Origin of the sequence: Microbacterium sp. Ag1 (assembly GCF_001005635.1) — a bacterium.
Lineage (GTDB): Bacteria > Actinomycetota > Actinomycetes > Actinomycetales > Microbacteriaceae > Microbacterium > Microbacterium oxydans.
Genome location: NZ_LBCR01000033.1, coordinates 324,465 through 342,999, shown reverse-complemented (window position 1 = coordinate 342,999; position 18,535 = coordinate 324,465). Strand labels below are relative to the sequence as shown.

The window sequence follows — 18,535 nt, the reverse complement described above, 5'->3', positions numbered from 1 at the left end:
GACCTCAGCGACGGATGGTCGGAGTGGGGTAGCCCAGCATGCCCCATTCCGCGTAGGTGATCGGCCTGTTCACGGTGGGGCCCGCGTACCAGATGGTGGGGTCGCCATTGAACTTGTACAGCTGATCTCCGGGGAAGCGCATCGCGACCGTCGGAGTCGGATACCCCTCAGCCGCCCATTGCTTCTGAGTGATCGGCCCGCCCTTGCCCGCAGCGAAGTCTGTCAGGAAGGCGATGTTCCCATCCCAGGAGAGCTTCACGAAGCCCTGCGTCGAGCGTTTCTCGAACGGCTGGAACCCGGACGCCTGCCACTCCGCGTAGGTCAGCGCGTGTTTCACCCCGCCCGCGTCCTGGACGAAGATCTGCGACGACCCGGCCCACTGGTAGTAGACCGAGTCCTTGATCCAGCCGGCGATTCGCGGAGTTGGGCGCCCGACCCTGTTCCACTCGTCGAGTGTGAGGTGCCGCCAGATCCAGCGCGACTGAGGCGTGCCGAACATCGTGACGGCGCTGATCGTCGTCGACCAGGGGTATCTGACGTAGTCGGTCGGTGCGGAGAACGGAGGGGGAGAGCCGGCCGCCTGCCATTGGGCGAAGGTCAGCGGGATGATCGCCGAGGGCGTCACGGCCCACACGGTGTTGTCGTACCTCGTGACGTAGTACTTCACGGGCTCGCTGGGCTGTGTGGGACCCACCACGTAGTTCTCGAAGTCCACCGACGCGGCGAACCCCTGCTGCGACGGTGTGCCGTTGACCCAGAGTGAGACGTGCACATGGGCCCCGTACCCGTTCTCGCTGCCGAATCCGGAGGCGCCGGAGTATGCGATGACCTGCCCGCGCGTGACCCGTGTCCCGACGGCAACGATGCTCGACAACAGATGCAGATACCGGAGATAGTTTCCGTCGTCTGCGCGAAGGGCGAGGTATCGACCGGTCGCCGTCGACGTGGAGTCCTTGCGGTCGATGATCACACCGTCCGTCGCGGCCCTGACGGCGGTGCCGACCTCGACCGCGTAGTCCGTCCCCGGCTCCGCGGACGGGGGATTGCGGTTCTTGTGTCCCTGCCACGAATCGGAGATGCGAACATCGCCGCAGGGGCGGAGATAGGTTCCGGCGGCGGTGGCGCTCAGCCCTGGGGAGAGGACGTCCGCGCTGACCGCGGCTGCGCCGAGCAGGGTGCCCGCCCCGAAGAGCATGGCGCGCCGGGAGAGGGTCGGCTGTGGTCGCGGTGTCGGTGGCGAGTCATCTGCGTCCGTGCCGCACACTAGCGGTCGCCTCCCTCGTTCTCGCCTCGGATCAGCCGCTGGATCTGGTCTTCGGGCAGGTCGGTGATGGATCCGGAAGAGAGCTCGAGCACGGGAGCGGAAGGGGTGCCGCCGATCGTGCACAGTGAGTGCCCGTCGATTCCTCCAGTGTGAGCGGGGACGATCACGAGCCACTCCGGGTCGACCGTGCGGTGTTCGATCCGGGCACTGTCGAGGTCGAACCGGACGTCGGGAGCGAACGTCGACACGGTCGCATCGACACAGATCTGAGCCAGCTCGTCGTAGGTGAAGGCCCCGTAGTCCGCGTCATCGGTCGGCGGCGTCGGAGTGCTGGTGGGGTCGCCGGTCGGCTCGGGCTGGGGGGTCGAGGTCGAGGTCGCGGTGGCGGTGGGGGTGGGAGTGGCGGTGGACGTCGGTGCTGTCGGCTCCGCAGCACACCCGGCGGCAACGGTGGCCAGAGCGCCGAAGAGTGCGACGACCGCGATCAGACGTGTGGGGCGACGGGGATTCATACCTTCGAATGTAGCGGTCCGGGTCGCCCCTCGCGGGGATCTCGACCCGTCGCCGCGCGGAGTGTTCAGCAGAAATCGAGCACTTCATCGCCCCAGGAGGGGGTTGCGCCGGCGTGGCACAGGGTTAGCCTGAACGCGAATACATCCGACGGACACATCCGCACAAGCACATCCGAACAAGCAAGGAGTATCCGCATGGCACACCGGATCGGCTACCTCATCGGAAGCCTCGCCCATGACTCGATCAACCGCGTCGTCGCGACCGCGCTCGTGAAGCTGGCCCCGCCAAGCCTGAAGATGGTCGAGATCCCGATCCGCGATCTGCCGCTGTACAACCGTGACGACGAACTCGATCCGGTCGCCGCTGTGACCACGTTCAAGCACGCGGTCGAGCGCGCGGAGGGGCTCCTGATCGTGTCGCCGGAGTACAACCGCTCGATCCCCGGCGCCCTGAAGAACGCGATCGACTGGGGGTCGCGGCCGTGGGGTCACAACTCGTTCGCCCGCAAGCCCACCGGCATCATCGGAGCCTCCACCGGCGCCATCGGCACCGCGGTGATGCAGTCCTCGATGCGCAGTGTGCTGAGCTTCCTCAACGCCCCTCAGCTGAACGCCCCCGAGGCGTATCTGACCTACCGTCCTGAGATGTTCGGCCCCGACGGCACGGTCGAGGATGCCGGCACGAAGAAGTTCCTCGAGCACTACATGGAGGAGTACGCCGCCTTCGTCGAACGCGTGCTCTCCCTCACGGCACCCGGCCACGTCGGTGACCAGGACTGAGCTTCGAGGCAGGAGTCAGCTTCCGGAGCGGGCGACTGCCGCCATGACTGCGGACAGACTCGCGGAGAGCACGGACCGTCCGCGGCCGGCCGACCACGAGCTTCCCGCCGAGGTGCGGTGCTCGAGCAATGTCAGAGCATCGCTCTCCGCCCCCGATCCGACGCTCGTCTGGTGGAGCCCGACGATGTTCACGCGCACGCCATGGGCGGAGAGCGCCGCAGTGAGAGCCTCGATCGGGCCGCCTTCACGGTGGACCGTCGTGTGCTCGCGGCCCTCGACCTGGAGTGTGATGCGCGTGCGTGGGTTCCCCTCGCCGTCGGCGGAGTCGTAGGAGATGAGGCAGATCCCGGAATCACTGCCCGAAACGGCGCGGAGGTAGACCGCTTCGAAGACGTCCCACAACTCTGCCGCCGTGACCTCGGCTCCGGTCGCGTCGGTGTGCCGTTGCACGTGCCGGGCGAAGTCGATCTGCAGGCGCCGAGGCAGCTCGACCCCGTACTCGCTCTCCAGCAGATATGCGATACCTCCCTTGCCCGACTGCGAGTTGACGCGGATCACGGCGTCGTAGTCGCGACCGATGTCCGCGGGGTCGATCGGCAGATAGGGGACCCGCCACTCGATCTCCCGCTCATCGCGGCCCTCCGCGGCGGCGCGGGCGCGGTGCTCGGCGAAGCCCTTCTTGATCGCATCCTGGTGCGTGCCGCTGAACGCCGTGTGCACCAGATCGCCGACGTAGGGGTGGCGGGCGTGCACCTCGATCCGGTTGCAGTGCTCGACGGTGCGGCGGATCTCGTCGATGTCGGAGAAGTCGATCATGGGATCCACGCCCTGCGCGTGGAGGTTCAGCGCGAGCGTCGCGATGTCGACGTTGCCCGTGCGCTCGCCGTTTCCGAAGATGCAGCCCTCCACCCGCTGCGCTCCGGCCAGCACCGCGAGCTCGGCGCAGGCGATACCCGTCCCGCGGTCGTTGTGGGGATGCACGGAGAGGATCACGGAGTCACGGCGTGCGAGGTTCTTGTGCATGTACTCGATCTGATCCGCGTACACGTTCGGGGTGGCGATCTCGACCGTCGCCGGCAGATTGAGGATCACCGGCCGCTCGGGGGTGGCCTGCCACAGCTCGGTCATCGCATCGCAGATGTCGATCACGTAGTCGGGTTCGGTCAGGTTGAACACCTCGGGGGAGAACTCGAAGCGCACGTTCGGCAGATGCCCGGCGAGCTCCCACACGTCGCGGCCGCCGGAGAGGATGAGCTGCTTCAGCTCCTCGGGCTCGTGCCCCAGCACCAGGCTGCGCCACGCGGGGGCTGTCGCGGTGTACATGTGGATCACGACCTGGTTGGCGATGCCGCGGATCGAGTCGACCGTCCGTTCGATGAGATCGCGGCGCGCGGGGGTGAACACCACGATCGTCACGTCCTCCGGCGCGATGTCGCTGTCCGCGATCAGCCGCACGAAGTCGTAGTCGGTCTGTGACGCCGACGGGTATCCCACTTCGATCTCCTTGTACCCCATCCGCACCATCAGCTCGAAGAACCGGCGCTTGCGGGCTGGATCCATCGGCTCGGCGAGAGCCTGGTTGCCATCGCGCAGGTCGACCGGCACCCACAGCGGGGCGGCCGTGAGTCGATGGGTGGGCCAGTCCCGTTCGGTAAGCGGCACCTCGACGCGTGAGTAGACGTCGCGGTAGCGGTGCGAGGGCATCGGCGAGTTCTTCTGTCGGTTCCAGGCGGGAGCGCCGTCGATGCCGGCGGCGGAGTCATGGATGGGCGATGTCGTGGTCATGGTGATGCGGCGTCCTTCTCGGAGAGGGGCGACCGGCACACTCGACCCCACGGCGGGGTGCCGGTCCGGCTACACCCCGCCGTGGCGGCGAAGAAGGAGGTGCTCTGACGAGAACATGGCTAGACTGTAGCAGAACTCCTCAGACAAGTAGACGAGAGGCCACGCGAATGGCACAGGTGAGACGGGCGCCGCTGGCGGACCAGGCGGCCGAGCTGCTGTGGCGACGCATCACGGACGGGGAATGGGCGCTGGGGGAGAAGCTCCCCGGCGAGACGACGCTCGCCCTGCAGCTCGGCGTCGGTCGATCCACCGTGCGCGAGGCGATCCGGCAGCTCGCCGGGCGCGGAGTGCTGGCTTCGCGACAGGGGGCTGGAGTCTATGTGACCGCGCTCGAAGCCCCGGAGGACTGGGATGCTGTCCTGCGCAAGGCCGACATCGTCGCGGTGATCGAGGCACGCATCGCGATCGAGACGGAGGCCGCCGCGCTCGCCGCCGCGAGACGCACTCCCGCGGATCTGCGCAGCATCCGCCGTGCTCTCGCCGATCGCGCCGCGCACCGCTCCCATATCGAGGCACACGTCGACGCCGACACCGCCTTTCATCGGACGATCGTGGCCGCCGCGCACAACCCGGTGCTCCTCGACCTGTTCGACAGCTTCACCCCGCGGTTGCGTGAAGCCATGGTCGAGATGCTCCGCATTCGGCGGTCGTTCGGGGACGACACCGACCAGGACGCGCACGCCGAGCAGGTGGAAGCCATCGCCGACCACGACGAAGCTGCCGCAGCCGAACGTAGTCGGGCTCATCTCCTCACCCTTCGCGAGGCGCTGTCGTGATGTCGGCGAAGGGTCTCGACGGCTCCGTCCCCCGCGACGTCCTCGCGCTGAGGGGCGTCGACGTCGTCCGCAACGCGCGGCAGATCCTGACCGGCATAGACCTCACCGTCAGGCAGGGCGAGCACTGGGCCGTCATCGGGCCGAACGGAGCGGGTAAGAGCACGATCCTGAGCATGTGCGGTGCGCAGGCGCACCCGACCAGAGGTTCGGTCCACGTGCTCGGACAGCAGCTCGGACGCGTCGAGATCCGACAGCTGCGGGAGTCCATCGGTCACGTGAATCCGCGTCACCCGCTGCGCTCGCCGCTGACGGTGCGAGAGGTCGTGCTCACCGGAGCGACGGGGACCACGGAGATGATGAACAGATGGGAGCCCTCCCCGGCGATCCTGGCGCGCGTCGAGCACCTCATGGCGCTACTGGGTCTCGAGGCGATCGAGGCCGCAACGTGGCCCACCATGTCCCAGGGAGAGCGCGGAAGAGCCCTCATCGCTCGCGCGTTGCTTGCCGACCCCGCCCTCCTTCTCCTCGACGAGCCCTCGACGGGTCTGGACGTCGCGGCGAGGGAGCAGTTCCTCGAGACGCTCGATCTGCTGCACAGCACGCAGCCCGAACTCGCCACCGTCCTCGTGACGCATCACCTGGAGGAGCTGCCCCGGTCGACCACGCATGCGGCACTGATCGCGAAGGGGGAGATCGTTGCCATGGGGCAGGCCGACGCCGTGCTCACGACACCCCTGGTGACGGCGGCGTTCGCATACCCCATACGGATCGAGCGGCGCGAGGAGCGCTGGCAGGCCCTCACCGGTCGCGTCCTCGTCGGGTGAGGTCGGAGCGTCGCTTCACCGGAGCACGATGAGCTCGCTGGTGGATCGGGTCATGGACACGTAGCGGTCCACGGCGCCGGTCACGTTGCGTCCTAACTGATCGGGATGGACCAGCACGACCAGGTCGAACTCCAGGCCCTTCGCACCCTCGGGCGTCAGGGATCGCACGCGCGCGGTCGGGGCGAAGTCGGGGTCGCCGATCACGCACGCCACGCCGTCCGGATGCGCGTCGACCCAAGCCTCCAGCAGGCGTGGGAGTGCGGCGACGACGTCATGACGCACCGGCATTCCGCTCTCGCGCACCGAGGACGGGACGTTCGCGTCGGGGATCGCCGCGAGGATCTCCGGAGCAGCGGCCTCCATCACCTCGGTCGGCGTCCGGTAGTTCACCCCCAGATGAGAGATCCTGACGTCGCGGAGTCCGACGCGGGCGAGTCGGGCCTCCCAGCTCTCGGTGAATCCGTGACGTGCCTGCGCGCGGTCTCCCACGATCGTGAAGCTCCTCGAAGGGCAGCGGGCGATGAGCATCCGCCACTCCGCGTCGGTGAGCTCCTGTGCCTCGTCGACGACGATGTGTCCGAACGGCCCGGACAGCTCGTCGGGTCGCAGCGCGGGGGGAGCGTCGACACCGAGCAGCACATTCCGTGCGTCCTGGCCCCGCAGGATCGACATCACCTTCATCTCGCTGTCGTCGTCCTCGATGAGGTGGTCGACCACGTGGGAGATCTGTTCCTGGGCGGAAGCGATCACGGCCTGGCGTCGGTGCTCCTCGCGGACGGTATCGGGGTCGCCGATGCGGCGGCGCGCGGCGTCCAGGAACGGGAGGTCCGACACGGTCCAGGCCGTCGACTCGTCCCGCTGCAGGAGTGCTATCTCCTCCGGTGACAGCTCCGGCGCACAATGCCGCAGGAATTCGGGTGAGCTCCACAGTCGTGCGACGACCGATGTCGGGGACAGCATCGGCCAGGCGCGCATGAACGTCCCGGTGAGTTCCTCGTCCTGACGCAGCCACCTCCGCACCATGTGGGGCGGCGCATCCTCGTCGTCCACCTGGTCCGTCAGCAGCTCGAGGATCTCCTCCCACACCTCGTCGCGTGCCTCGTTGTGCGAGATGGCAGGGTCGGCGTTCGAGAACAGTTCAGCCCATTCGTCGCGACTCAGCCACAGGTCGGCCCACGGCGATTCCAGACGCATGGCGTGATGCGGCGGGCGCTCGAACCACCTCGCGGCAGCGTCGAGCAGCGAGACGGGGTCGAGCGTGCCCTTCAGCCGCGCCACTCGGGCGTCGTGTTCGGCGCTCCGCTCGTCGGAGGCCGAGGCTCCCTCCGGGACGAGGTCGCGGATGGTCGCCAGTCGCACGGTGTCCTCGCCGAGGCTGGGAAGCACGTCCTCGACGTATGCGAGATAGTGCGCATGAGGGCCGATCAGCAGCATGCCGCCCGCACTCTGCGTGAGGCGCGGCTCCGCGTAGAGGAGTTGGGCGGCGCGGTGCAGTGCCACGACGGTCTTGCCCGTGCCCGGGCCGCCGTCGACGACGAGAGCTCCCCTGGACGAGGTGCGGATGATCGCATCCTGGTCGGCCTGGATAGTCGCGAGCACGTCGCGCATCCTGGCCGTGCGATGAGTTCCGAGGCTGGCGATGAACGCGGATTGATCGTCGAGGGAGGCCGCGCCGTCGAACGCCGCGTCGCTCAGCGCCTCATCCCAGTAGTCACGGATGCGTCCGTCGGTCCAGCGGTAGCGACGTCGGGAGATCACACCGCGCGGATGCTCGAGGGTCGCCGCGAAGTACGGCTCTGCGGCAGGAGTACGCCAGTCGATGAGGAGCCGGGACCCGTCCGCGTCCGCGAGGCCGGTGCGGCCGATGTACCGATGTTCGCCATCGTCGAGGGTCATCCGGCCGAGGCAGATGTCGAGGCCGAAGCGCTCGAGCACGCGAAGGCGTCCGCTCAGTCGGCGGATCTCCAGGTCCCGGTCGACGACGGCATCTCCGAGGTCCGCTTCCCGGCGGCGCGCTTGCGTCAGTCGCGAGATCACATCTGCGCGCTGCAGCTCGAGAGCGTCGGCGATCCTCCGGAGATGCTCGCGGTCATCGGCGATCAGTTCCGGAGCGGCTTTCGCGCGCAGATCATCCGCGAGGTGGAACGGGTCGAAAGGCATGGATCTCCTTCACGCCGGGCGTCATTCGCACGAGCGAGGGTCGATTCTGCCCCAGGGTGGGGGCCTTGCGGCAAGCCCCTACCTCGGCGATATCCTGGAAATGCGCAGGAGAGGTGCTCTTCGCCCTAGCTCTCGTACACGGTGCGTCCGGCGATCACGGTCTGCGATATGCGTGTCCCCAGCAGGAGGGCAGGATCGCCCGCGAACGGGTCGGTGTCGATCACCACGAAGTCAGCGGCGTATCCGACCGCGATGCGGCCGCGCCAGGTGCCGTCGCCGATCGATGCCGCGGCGTCCCTGGTGGCGTGCGCGATGGCCCGTTCCAGCGGAAGTGCCTGAGTCGGGTCGACGGCCGGCACACCCGGAACCAGCGCCGAGGCACGTGTGGCGGCGACGTACATGTTCGCGAGCGCCTCGTAGGGGGCGGTCGGCGCATCGGTCGAGAAGGCGAGGAGTGCTCCTGCTTCGTCGTACTCCGACCACGCGAACGCGCGGGCGACGCGATCGTCGCCGATCTGCGCCGCCCAGTTCGCGAAGATCGCGGGGTCGGCGTGCACGGGCTGCATGGAGGCCGTCACCCCGAGCCGCGCCATCCGCCCGGCGGTTCCCGGCGCGGCGTACTCGAGGTGCTCGATGCGGTGCCGACGTGGGCGGTCGCCGTTCACCGCGACGGCGTGCTCGATCGCATCGAGGGCGAGTGCGCTCGCGGCGTCGCCGATCGCGTGCATCGCGATCTGAAGTCCCGCCGCGTCCGCCGCCGCGACCACCGGCAGCAGCCGCGCGGCCGGCCAGATCGGCTCGGCGTTCGAGCCGTCGGCGTAGGCAGCTCCCATGGCGGCAGTGCACGCGTCGATCGTGCCGTCGAGCACGAGTTTTATCCCGACGACGCGAACACCCGCCGTCGACGCCGATGCGTGCGCCGACGCCTGAGCGACCTGCGCGAGGTTCGCCGCATCGTCTCCGCTGTTCGCGACGAACCAGTGCGCGGCGACGCGCAGGGGCAGCTCGCCGCGTTCGGCTGCCCTTTCGAGCGCAGCGAGTCCGAGCTCGTCGAACGCCATGTCGACGGCCCCCGTCACGCCGGCGGAGAGGTAGGCGGACACGACCCGTGCGACTGCCGCATCCCGCTGAGCGTCCGTCGTGGAGGCGTCGCGCTGCGCCCACGCGTACTGCTGTGCGGCGGTCTCATAGAGCATCCCCGTCGGCTCGCCGGACGCGTCGCGGGCGATGCGTCCGCCGAGCGGGTCGGGGGTGTCCCGCGTGATCCCCAGCTCGCGCAGCGCCGCCGTGTTCACCCAACAGGAGTGGTAGTCGTTGGCATCGAGGTAGACGGGGATGTCGGCGACGACGGCATCGATCATCGTCGCGGTCGGCTCCCCGTCGGGGATCGCGTCGAACAGCCAGCCGCGTCCGCGCAGTACTCCCGACGTGGTGCGGCGGGCCTCGTCCAACCGGCGTTGGATCTCCTCGAGCGATGCGGCGTCGGTGAGTCCGACCTGTCCGAGCGCCTCGCCCATCATGAGCAGGTGGGTGTGCGCGTCGGTGAACCCCGGAAGGACGACGCGTCCTCCGAGATCGACCTCCGCGTCGGCGTGCGGGGCTTCCGCCTCGGAGCCCACGTGGATGAACTCCTCGCCGTCGACGACGATGGCCTCCGCCCAGCGGGACTCGTCTCCCGTGAAGATCCGGGCGTTGCGATAGAGGGTGCGGGTCATGCGGTGGTCTCCTGAGAGGTCATGCGTTCCGGACGCGTCGATAGGAGGGCGATCGCCCCGGCGGGTACGGCGAGGACGAAGCTCGCGATGCCGAGGGCGACCGCGAATCCCTGATAGCCGAGAACGCCGACGAGGGCTGCGCCGATGACGGGGGTGAGGGCCGACCCGACGAGGTACACCGCGAGCAGGGGGCCCGACCAGCGGCCGTCGGCATCCAGGGCCGCCGATGTCGACACGAAGTACATGAAGGCGATCGCGTACACCGAGTTCCAGGCGATGAAGATCACGATGAACGTGGTGGGATCGGTCACGAAGCCCTCCACGATCTTGAGCGCGCCGCCGGCGACGAGCAGGATCACGAGCGGTACCGCGCGCCCGAGACGTGCCCCCACGATCATGAGGAGCAGCGAACCGAGCAGTCCGCCGGCCGTCGCGCCGCTCAGCGCGATGCCGAGTCCCTCCGGCGTCAATCCGGCCTGTTCCGCACCCATCACGCCCGCCATGGCCCACAGCGAGTCCTCGCTGGCCGCCCACAGCGCGAACACCAGCAGGAGGCCGACGCCGGCCGCGGTGACGGTCCGTGTGCGGGTGGGGGACGTCCTGACCGTCCCAGTCGGCGGCACCTCGATCGGCATCGCCTCGGCGACGGCTGCTCCGGCCTGCGGGGCGACGACGGGGGCGGCGGGCAGCCAGGCGGTGGCGACGAGCCCGATCAGGGAGAACAGGGCGAGCGCGCCGAACACATCGATCGGCGCGAGGCCGATCAGGGGGATGACGGCGAGCACCACGGTGATGACGCCCCGGTTCGCGAGTCCGTTGAAGCCGGCGACCCGGTCCGGGTTGCGGAACGCGGCGAGCGCTGCGCCCGACGCGGCGACCGCTCCGCCCGCTCCGGCGCCGCCGAGGAGGAGGCCGGGGAGCATGGCGGCGGGTGCGAGTGCGGCGGTCGCGAAGCCGACGACGGCGAGACCTAGTCCCGCGCGGGCCACGGTTCGGCGATGCGTGCCGGCGCACAGCGGAGCGATCGCCAGTCCGGTCACGGCGGTGAGCAGGAGTGTCGCGGTCACGAGCCAGCTGGCGGCGAGCACGTCGAGGCCGAGGCCGGTCTGGGCGGCCGTGATCATGTACGGCGACAGGTTGACGCCCAGGTACCCGGCGATGCCGATCGCGAAGGTCGCGGCCGCTGTCGGGAAGCGGAGAGGGATTCTGGTGCGGAGATCGAGCGTGGTCATGGAGCTCCAAGGGGAGTCGGCACGGCATTGTGCGCGGGGAGGGGAGACAACGGGTGTGCGTCGGATGGGGCACGAGTTCATAAACGAATGGTGTTCGTAAACGAATGGTGTTCATTATTATGCACAGGAGGGGGTTCTTGCGGAACCCCCGAACTCACGACCGGTCCGCCGGAGAAAGCGAGCCCCCGATGCCGAGGCCCTCCACACCACTCCTGTCTCCGGAGATCATCGGCGCCGCGGGCCTCGCTCTCGCGAGAGGCGACCGGCCCTTCGGGGTCAATGCCATAGCCCGCGAGCTCGGCGTGCGCCCCTCGTCGCTGTACAACCATGTCGACGGCATGGACGGGATACTCGAACTCATCCGCGGGCAGCTCGTGCAGGGATACCTCGTGCAGTGGGACGGCGAACCCTGGGATGTCTTCGTGCTCGCGGTGCTGCGAACCCAGCGCCGGATGTATGCCGACCATCCGCAGCTCGTTCCATTGCTCGTGGGGAAGACGATCACGCATCCGGCCGTCATCGCCGCATACGACGACCTCGCCTCGGCGCTCGTCGACGGCGGTTTCCCCGAGGACGAGGTGCTTTCGGTGATCGCCGTCATCGACGCCTTCGCGATCGGCTTCGGTCTCGATCTCGCGTCGCCTGACGAGATCTGGCAGCCGGGGGAGCCGACCCGCACGCTCGGACGCCTCATCGACGGGGCCGAGCGGGGGAGTGCCCGCTCCGATCGCACCTTCGAGCTCGGGGCTGACCTTCTCCTGGAATCCCTGCGCACACGACTTGCGCGCTGATCGCCGGAGGTGCACGATCGCCGAGGCGATGCGAAGGAGGCCGTGGATCGAGTCCAGTCCAGTGCAGTGCAATGGGGAGATTTGCCCTCTCGATGACCCGCCCCAGACGGTGCCGCCGAGAGGGCTCACCGCCCTTCCCGGACGGTAGGGGAGGCGGCGAAGATCTCGCTGCGCTCACGGCTGATTTCCCCAGGTCATCAGCCTCGTAGCCCCCGCTACGAGAGCAGAATATCGCTTAATCGGCTTGTCCGCCATTTGGGGGACAAAGAAATTTTCGAATTCGGGTAGCGGGGACTCGCTGTTGTCTTCCTCTGGCGCTTCTCTAGGGTGGACTCATGGACAGACTGCTCGTGCTCACCGCTCAGGTCGCCATCCCCCACGGCCATCGCATCGACGTGACGGAGCAGGTCGATCCGCTCACCGATGAGCCGGTGGTCCTCGCCATCGTCGACCTCGACACCGGCATCCGCTACCGACGCGAAGAGGACCCGAGTGGCGACTTCTCCCGCTGGATCGGGCGGGTGCTGAGGTGCACGGTCACCATCGGGGGCGCAGGAGCGCACACCACTCTGCTCGTCGATCCCCTCGGTCCCGGGTACACCGGTGCCAAGGTGGCTCTCCACGAAGCCGATGCCGCTGCCGATGCCGCCAAGGCCGAAGCGGACCGGTGGGGCGGAGCCGATCGCCCGCCGGCAGAGGAGCCGGAGCGCTTCTGGTGAACCCGGCACGCATCGTCACCGGAAGTCTCTGGAGCGATGCGTGAGACCGGTGCGCAGATCCTCGAACCCATCGGCCAGCACATTGACCACGCCCTCGGCCGATCGTTCCAGGATGCCGCGGATGATGAGCGCCGGTGAGTCTCGGGCCACGCGGCGGTAGCGGTTCCAGACCCCGGCCGAGCAGACGACGTTCACCAGCCCGCTCTCGTCCTCGAGGTTCACGAAGGTGATCCCGGAAGCCGTGGCCGGTCGTTGACGATGGGTGACGAGCCCGGCGACCTCGATGCGTCGACCCGCCTCGTGCCTCTGCAGGTCGACCGCTGTCAGCACGCCGCGAGCGCGCAGAGCCTCCCGGAAGTGCGTCAGGGGATGGTCGTCGGTCGACACCCCGGTCGCCCACAGGTCGGCGGAGAGTCGCTCGTAGCTGCTCTGATCGGCGAACAGGGGCGGCTGCACCGCGACCGTGGTCCCGGGGAGGAAACGGGAGCGATCCTCGGCGGCGGCTCCCGCCATCCAGATGGCCTCCCGGCGTTCCAGGCCCAGACAGTCGAAGGCCCCGGCGGTGGCGAGTGCCTCCAGCTGGGCGGCCGTGGCATCCGTGCGTCTGACCAGGTCGTTCAGGTCCCGATAGAGGCCGTTCGCTTCGCGCTCGGCGACGATCTTCTCGGCCATCGCCATGCCGATCCCACGGATGCCGCCGAGCCCCAGCCGCACAGCGGACCCGCTGTCTCTGCGGTGCGCGGCGGATTCATCCGCGGCAGACCTGTCGAAGCGCAGGACCGGCGGCTGAGGGACGCTCAGGCACGGAACCTGGCCGGTCGGCCCTCTCGGGGTGTCCGAGGAGAGCGGCTCCAGCAGCTCCATCGCACCGGAGAGATGCAGATCGGGGCGGCGCACTTCCACTCCGTGCCGTCGGGCATCCGCGGTCAGGGTCGCGGCGGAGTAGAAGCCCATGGGCTGCGAGCGCAGGAGTCCCGCGAGGAACGCGGCGGGGTAGTGCAGCTTCAACCAGGAGCTGGCATAGACGAGGAGTGCGAACGACAGCGAGTGCGATTCGGCGAAACCGAAGTTGGAGAACGCCTGGATCTGCGCATAGATGCGATCCGCCGCCTCGTCGACGAGCCCGCGCCTCGCCATCCCCGCATACAGCTTGTCCCTGACCTTCTCGATCTTCTCGAGGCCTCGTTTGGAGCCCATGGCCCGGCGCAGCAGATCGGCTTCGTCCGCTGTGCAGTCGCCCACGGCGGTGGCCATCTGGATGAGCTGTTCCTGGAAGATCGGGATGCCCAGCGTGCGCTTCAGGATGTCCTCCAGATCGCTGTGCGGGTAGGGGATGGTGAACTCCGCCGGCGGTTCCCCCCGCGACACCCGTTCCCGGTTCTCCTCGTCGACGCGGTCCTTCGCCATCTTGCGCCGGACGAACGGGTGCACGGCCCCGCCCTGGATGGGGCCGGGCCGGATGAGGGCGATCTGGATGGCGAGGTCGTAGAAGCTCCGCGGTTGCAGGCGGGGGAGCAACCCTATCTGTGCGCGGGATTCCACCTGGAAGACGCCGATCGAGTCCGCGCGGCAGAGCATGTCGTAGACGCCGGCCTCCTCCTTCGGGATCGTCTCGAGCGTCCACTCCTCACCCGTGGTCTCCCGGATCAGGTCGAAGCAGTGCTGGAGGGCGGCGAGCATCCCGAGTCCCAGCAGATCGAACTTCACCAACCCCATGAAGGCGGCATCGTCCTTGTCCCACTGGATGACCGTGCGGTTCTCCATGCGGGCGTGCTCCACAGGAACGACCTCTCCGACGGGGCGCGCGGTGAGCACCATGCCCCCGGAGTGGATGCCGAGATGTCGTGGCGCCTTCAGCAGCTCTCCGGCGTAGGCGAGCACGTTCTCGGGGATGTCGTGCCCCTCTGCGGGTTCCAGTCCCGCTCCCCAGCCGTCGACCTGGCGGGACCAGGCATCCTGCTGGCCCGGGGAGTGCCCGAGAGCCCTGGCCATGTCGCGCACCGCATTCTTGGGGCGGTACTGGATGACGTTCGCCACCTGGGCAGCCCGCTCCCTCCCGTACTCCGCGTACACCCACTGGATGATCTCCTCACGGCGGTCGGAGTCGAAGTCGACGTCGATGTCCGGCTCCTCCGTCCGCGTGGTCGCGAGGAACCGCTCGAAGGGCAGACGGTAGAGGATCGGATCGACCGCGGTGATGCCCAGCAGGTAGCAGACCGCGCTCGCCGCAGCCGACCCCCTGCCCTGGCAGAGGATGCCGCGCCTCCGGGCCTCCGCGACGATGCCGTGCACGATCAGGAAGTACCCGGGGAAGTCCTTCTCCTCGATCACGTCGAGCTCGCGGGCGATCCGGTGCCGGCCGTCATCGTCCAGTCGTGGATACTTCGACGGCACGGCCTCCCACACCAGGTGACGCAGCCAGGTCATCGGAGTGTGCCCCTCCGGAACCTTCTGCTGCGGCAGGGCCGGTCGAGCCAGGCGAAGCGGGAAGGCCGAGGCCGCGGCCAGCTCGAGCCCGTACGAGATCGCCCCGGGGTGCCGCTGGAAGCGCGCCGACATCTCCGCACCGCTGCGCAGATGCGCCCCTCCGTGCGCGGGCAGCCAGCCGTCGAGCTCGTCCATGCTGCGCACCGCGCGGACCGCGGCCACGGCCTCGGCGAGCGGCGCCTGTGCCGGTGTGGCGTAGTGCACGTTGTTGGTCGCGACCACCGGCAGCCGCATCCGACGCGCCAGGTCGGCGAGAGCGTCGTTGCGTCGAGTGTCGAGGGGGTCGCCGTGATCGAAGAGCTCGACGACGACGTTGTCGCTTCCGAACAGGTCGACGAGCGACCGCAGCGGCGTGCCCGCGTCCCCCGCTTCGAGTCCGCGACGCACGGCGCCCTTCCGGCATCCGGTCAGGATCGTCCAGTGCCCGTCCGCGCGTGCCACGAGATCGTCCAGGTCGTAGACCGGGCGCCCCTTCTCACCTCCCCGCAGCTGCGCAGAAGTGATCGCCCCCGAGAGTCGGTGATATCCCTCCATGCCTCGTGCGAGGACCAGCAGGTGCTCGCCTGCGGGATCCGCGGAACCCCGTTGCGGCGCCGGCAGGTCGAGCGACAGCTCTGCCCCGAACACCGTCTGCAGCGGGCTCTCCATGAGATCGGCCACCTCGGCGAAGCGCGCGGCTCCGTAGAAGCCGTCGTGGTCGGTGAGGGCGAGAGCGGTCAGGCCGAGTCGCTCGGCCTCTGCGAGGAGGTCTTCGGGGGACGACGCCCCGTCGAGGAACGAGTACGACGAATGAGCATGCAACTCGGCGTAGGGGACCGCGTCCGCGGGACGGGGGACGGCGACGGGGGGAGTGCGCTTGCGCCGGCGGCTCACCGGTCCCGGATCCGTCCGCTGCCCTCGTGGCTCGGCGACCGGGGGGCGCGACTCCTCGCCGCTGAGGGTGCGCTCCAGATCGTTCCAGGACAGGGGCGGATTGTGCCAGCCCATCAGCGGTACCTCCCCTCGGCCCACCAGCGCTCGCCGGTGCAGAACACCAACCACGCACGGTCGTCGTCGTCGACGATCTGGAGCCGGTGTCCCCGCTTCCCGCCCCCTGGCGCCCAGCGTCGTTCGTGCACGGGCCAGGGTCCTGCCCAGGCCTGCACGGCGGATCCGTCGATGCGGGCAGGGTCGTTCGAGAGCGAACCCCGCTCATCGACGCTGATGGTGCTCTCGTCCGCAGCGACCACGCCGATGGGTCTCGGCGGTCGGAAGACCTCGGCCGGCAGGGGGTCGGGAAGGCTCCCCGGCCACGGGGAGCCGGGGTCGCGGGGCGGGACGGTGCGCTCTCCCCACGGGGTGAGCACCTGGCGATCCGCGAGCCAGCGACCACCGGCGACGGCGGCGGTGACCACGCCCTGATGGCCCAGCATGGTCTGCACGCGCGAGACCGCATGGTGCAGACGTTCATCCGTGCCGGAGCCGAAGAGCCCCGGCTGGTGGTGCGCGGCATCGTCCACGGCCGCGGGAACGATCCGCACCGCCACGATGCCGCCGAACGCCCGCGCCTCGTCGACCGGCTCCTTCGCGGACTGCGCGGCCAGGGATTCCAGCTGCCAGCGCACCCGGTCGACGAGGTCGGAGGCGTCGAAACAGGTCGGATGCAGCCAGGACCGGGAGAAGACGGCACCGTTGTCGTCGGTCAGATCGATCCGCACCTCCGTGCAGACGAGGGAGGCGTCGCCCAGAGCGAGCATCACCGCGTCCGCCGTCTGACGCACCGCGAAGGCCACCTGGTCCGTTCCCCCCAGCGGGAAGTCGAACTCGATGGCCCGCACCAGCTCCGGATCGGGCGGGCGCGGCGTCAGCGGACGGGAGTCGGCACCGGCGGCGAGGGCGTGCAAGCGGGCGCCGTGCTCGCCGAAACGGTCGCGCACGTCGAGCGCGGTGAGGGATGCGAATTCACCGAGCGTGCGCACGCCGAGCCTGACGAGGAGTCCGGCGATCTGCTCGTCGCGCAGCACCTGGACGGGATACGGTGCCAGGAACTCTCCGGACGCCCCCTGCGGCACCACAGTGCAGGGCGCGGTGCCGCGCGCCGCGATCTCAGCCGTGAACGGGCCGTCGGCGACGCCGACCCGCACCTCGGGGAACCCTGCATCGGCCAGGACGGCGGTGAGGGCTTCGGCGGCTTCCGTCTCTCCTCCGTGATAGCGGGAGATGCCTCTGGCGCGGAGGATCGCGAGTCCCGGTCGCAGCAGCGTGACCCCTGGCGCATGCTTCTCGATCAGGTGCAGCACCGGCAGGAAGGCCCGCTCGTCGCGGTCGGGATCGTGGGGGAGCACGCGCAAAGAGGCGAGGTGCCCCTGCGCGATCCTGCGGCGCTGACCGGTGCGCACACCGTGCTCCCTGGCGGACGCGGTGCAGGCGACGATCGTGTTCGCCTGCACCAGGGCGGTGGGCGGGTGCGGGGGAGCGATGCCGAGCGCCGCCCGCATCGGCCAATCGGGGAACCACAGCACCAGCACACGGAGCGGGCTGTTCATCCGGCTTCCGCCCATCGCAGGAGTTCAGGTGGCGGGGATCCGCTCGATATGGCGGTCTCCGGAGCGAGCGCCGGCAGCGCGGTGAGCTCGGCTCCGACGGTCTCGACCGCACCATGTCCTCCTGGCAGCTGCACGCGCACGCTCGACGGACGAGGGCTGTGCCGTGTCCGGGCGGTCACCGTGACCGTGCAGTCCGAGAGCAGTCCCCATCCGGCGCCGAGTCCGTGCCAGTGCGGGTCATGCAGGCGTATGGTTCCTTCGCTCTGTGGCCAGCGCTCCGCCCCCGGTGTCTCGGTGACGAGGAGTGTGCAACCGCGATCGCGCAGACGAGCGCTCAACCGGGCGACATCGGCGTCTCGTGCGCGTGAGCCGGGGGAGACGACGATCAGGGGCACGACCTCGGCCAGAGCGGATGTCGCGGCGAGCCAGCGATCTCCCGGCGTCGGTACGAGGATCAGGCGGGCGAGGTCGATGCCGAATGCGGCTGCGGCTTCCACGCCGAGGGTCGGCATGCCGACCACGGCGCACCACAGCCCCTTCTGCGACGCGGCGCCGAGCAGCGCGAGGACGAGGCTCGGTGAAGGGGACACGGAGTAGGAGGTGCCGGTCTGCAGTCCCCCTTCCGGAAGGAGTGAGGCGAAAGCAGGGTCGAGGGGCAGCAGCGCCTGTTCGCTGCGCCGTCGTTGCATCCGGCTGATCTCGCGACGCAGCCGCAGCACTTCTCCCGCACGGGAGTCGCCCGCGGGGGAGAGCGAGGCGATTGCGTCGAGCCCGATCACCTGCATCCTTTCTCGAAGATATATTCTAATATAACAAGTCGTCTGATCGACGATAGTTCGTACATCGGACATTCGCCAGGGGGTTGTCCACAGGCTGTCGGAGAGTGCTCCCTCGATCTCCTAACC

14 protein-coding genes are annotated in these 18,535 nt (G+C 69.0%); 5 read left to right on the top strand and 9 right to left on the bottom strand.

Translation table 11 applies throughout. The features are described from left to right. Positions 1 to 4 precede the first annotated feature (4 nt). Positions 5 to 1,195: a M23 family metallopeptidase gene (locus AAY78_RS16530; protein ID WP_046749363.1), complete on the bottom strand. Its 1,191-nt coding sequence runs from the start codon at positions 1,193 to 1,195 to the stop codon at positions 5 to 7. A gap of 68 nt (positions 1,196 to 1,263) precedes the next feature. After that, positions 1,264 to 1,776 (bottom strand): hypothetical protein, encoded by a 513-nt coding sequence (locus AAY78_RS19960; RefSeq protein ID WP_046749362.1) that lies wholly within the window; start codon positions 1,774 to 1,776, stop codon positions 1,264 to 1,266. A 195-nt stretch (positions 1,777 to 1,971) separates the two neighbouring features. On the opposite strand from AAY78_RS19960, the gene AAY78_RS16520 reads away from it, so the two are divergent. Then, positions 1,972 to 2,556: an NADPH-dependent FMN reductase gene (locus AAY78_RS16520; RefSeq protein WP_046749361.1), complete on the top strand. Its 585-nt coding sequence runs from the start codon at positions 1,972 to 1,974 to the stop codon at positions 2,554 to 2,556. Between the two features lie 15 nt (positions 2,557 to 2,571). Here AAY78_RS16520 and AAY78_RS16515 read toward each other — a convergent pair whose 3' ends face one another. Continuing rightward, positions 2,572 to 4,341 (bottom strand): 2-isopropylmalate synthase, encoded by a 1,770-nt coding sequence (locus AAY78_RS16515; RefSeq protein WP_046749360.1) that lies wholly within the window; start codon positions 4,339 to 4,341, stop codon positions 2,572 to 2,574. Positions 4,342 to 4,508: 167 nt separating this feature from the next. Between AAY78_RS16515 and AAY78_RS16510 the strand changes: the two genes are divergently transcribed. Both AAY78_RS16510 and AAY78_RS16505 read left to right on the top strand, forming a co-directional pair. Then, entirely contained in the window at positions 4,509 to 5,177 is a 669-nt protein-coding gene (locus AAY78_RS16510) for a FadR/GntR family transcriptional regulator (RefSeq protein WP_046749359.1), read from the top strand. Further along, positions 5,177 to 6,001 carry an ABC transporter ATP-binding protein gene (locus AAY78_RS16505; protein ID WP_046749358.1) on the top strand — a complete coding sequence of 275 codons (825 nt, stop codon included), beginning with the start codon at positions 5,177 to 5,179 and terminating at the stop codon, positions 5,999 to 6,001. Before AAY78_RS16510 ends, AAY78_RS16505 begins: the two co-directional genes overlap by 1 nt. A gap of 15 nt (positions 6,002 to 6,016) precedes the next feature. Here AAY78_RS16505 and helR read toward each other — a convergent pair whose 3' ends face one another. The 3 genes from helR to AAY78_RS16490 all read right to left on the bottom strand — a co-directional run bounded on the left by helR (position 6,017) and on the right by AAY78_RS16490 (position 11,108). After that, positions 6,017 to 8,161: an RNA polymerase recycling motor ATPase HelR gene (gene helR / locus AAY78_RS16500; protein WP_046749357.1), complete on the bottom strand. Its 2,145-nt coding sequence runs from the start codon at positions 8,159 to 8,161 to the stop codon at positions 6,017 to 6,019. A 125-nt stretch (positions 8,162 to 8,286) separates the two neighbouring features. Beyond that, on the bottom strand, positions 8,287 to 9,876 hold the full coding sequence (locus AAY78_RS16495; protein ID WP_046749356.1) for an amidohydrolase: 1,590 nt from the start codon (positions 9,874 to 9,876) through the stop codon (positions 8,287 to 8,289). After that, positions 9,873 to 11,108, bottom strand: a complete 1,236-nt coding sequence (locus tag AAY78_RS16490; protein ID WP_046749355.1) for a hypothetical protein — start codon at positions 11,106 to 11,108, stop codon at positions 9,873 to 9,875. Before AAY78_RS16490 ends, AAY78_RS16495 begins: the two co-directional genes overlap by 4 nt. A 188-nt stretch (positions 11,109 to 11,296) precedes the next feature. Between AAY78_RS16490 and AAY78_RS16485 the strand changes: the two genes are divergently transcribed. Beyond that, positions 11,297 to 11,899 (top strand): TetR/AcrR family transcriptional regulator C-terminal domain-containing protein, encoded by a 603-nt coding sequence (locus AAY78_RS16485; RefSeq protein WP_046749354.1) that lies wholly within the window; start codon positions 11,297 to 11,299, stop codon positions 11,897 to 11,899. 335 nt (positions 11,900 to 12,234) lie between these two features. After that, complete coding sequence (locus tag AAY78_RS16480) at positions 12,235 to 12,618, top strand: hypothetical protein (RefSeq protein ID WP_046749353.1); 384 nt, start codon at positions 12,235 to 12,237, stop codon at positions 12,616 to 12,618. A 15-nt stretch (positions 12,619 to 12,633) separates the two neighbouring features. Here AAY78_RS16480 and AAY78_RS16475 read toward each other — a convergent pair whose 3' ends face one another. From AAY78_RS16475 to AAY78_RS16465, 3 genes are read right to left on the bottom strand one after another with little or no spacing between them, the layout of a single operon-like run. Then, positions 12,634 to 16,092, bottom strand: coding sequence for an error-prone DNA polymerase (locus tag AAY78_RS16475; RefSeq protein ID WP_046749352.1), 3,459 nt, complete (start codon positions 16,090 to 16,092; stop codon positions 12,634 to 12,636). Then, on the bottom strand, positions 16,092 to 17,630 hold the full coding sequence (locus tag AAY78_RS16470; protein WP_052748818.1) for a DNA polymerase Y family protein: 1,539 nt from the start codon (positions 17,628 to 17,630) through the stop codon (positions 16,092 to 16,094). The genes AAY78_RS16475 and AAY78_RS16470 overlap by 1 nt, the downstream gene beginning before the upstream one ends. Then, complete coding sequence (locus tag AAY78_RS16465; protein ID WP_046749350.1) at positions 17,627 to 18,415, bottom strand: hypothetical protein; 789 nt, start codon at positions 18,413 to 18,415, stop codon at positions 17,627 to 17,629. The genes AAY78_RS16470 and AAY78_RS16465 overlap by 4 nt, the downstream gene beginning before the upstream one ends. Between the last annotated feature and the right edge of the window lie 120 nt (positions 18,416 to 18,535).

Coding starts and splice junctions, on each gene's coding strand:
- AAY78_RS16470 (WP_052748818.1), bottom strand. CDS start 17,630: ATGAACAGCCCGCTCCGTGTGCTGGTGCTGTGGTTCCCCGATTGGCCG.
- AAY78_RS16490 (WP_046749355.1), bottom strand. CDS start 11,108: ATGACCACGCTCGATCTCCGCACCAGAATCCCTCTCCGCTTCCCGACA.
- AAY78_RS16495 (WP_046749356.1), bottom strand. CDS start 9,876: ATGACCCGCACCCTCTATCGCAACGCCCGGATCTTCACGGGAGACGAG.
- helR (WP_046749357.1), bottom strand. CDS start 8,161: ATGCCTTTCGACCCGTTCCACCTCGCGGATGATCTGCGCGCGAAAGCC.
- AAY78_RS16475 (WP_046749352.1), bottom strand. CDS start 16,092: ATGGGCTGGCACAATCCGCCCCTGTCCTGGAACGATCTGGAGCGCACC.
- AAY78_RS16530 (WP_046749363.1), bottom strand. CDS start 1,195: ATGCTCTTCGGGGCGGGCACCCTGCTCGGCGCAGCCGCGGTCAGCGCG.
- AAY78_RS16505 (WP_046749358.1), top strand. CDS start 5,177: ATGTCGGCGAAGGGTCTCGACGGCTCCGTCCCCCGCGACGTCCTCGCG.
- AAY78_RS16465 (WP_046749350.1), bottom strand. CDS start 18,415: ATGCAGGTGATCGGGCTCGACGCAATCGCCTCGCTCTCCCCCGCGGGC.
- AAY78_RS16515 (WP_046749360.1), bottom strand. CDS start 4,341: ATGACCACGACATCGCCCATCCATGACTCCGCCGCCGGCATCGACGGC.
- AAY78_RS16510 (WP_046749359.1), top strand. CDS start 4,509: ATGGCACAGGTGAGACGGGCGCCGCTGGCGGACCAGGCGGCCGAGCTG.
- AAY78_RS16485 (WP_046749354.1), top strand. CDS start 11,297: ATGCCGAGGCCCTCCACACCACTCCTGTCTCCGGAGATCATCGGCGCC.
- AAY78_RS16520 (WP_046749361.1), top strand. CDS start 1,972: ATGGCACACCGGATCGGCTACCTCATCGGAAGCCTCGCCCATGACTCG.
- AAY78_RS16480 (WP_046749353.1), top strand. CDS start 12,235: ATGGACAGACTGCTCGTGCTCACCGCTCAGGTCGCCATCCCCCACGGC.
- AAY78_RS19960 (WP_046749362.1), bottom strand. CDS start 1,776: ATGAATCCCCGTCGCCCCACACGTCTGATCGCGGTCGTCGCACTCTTC.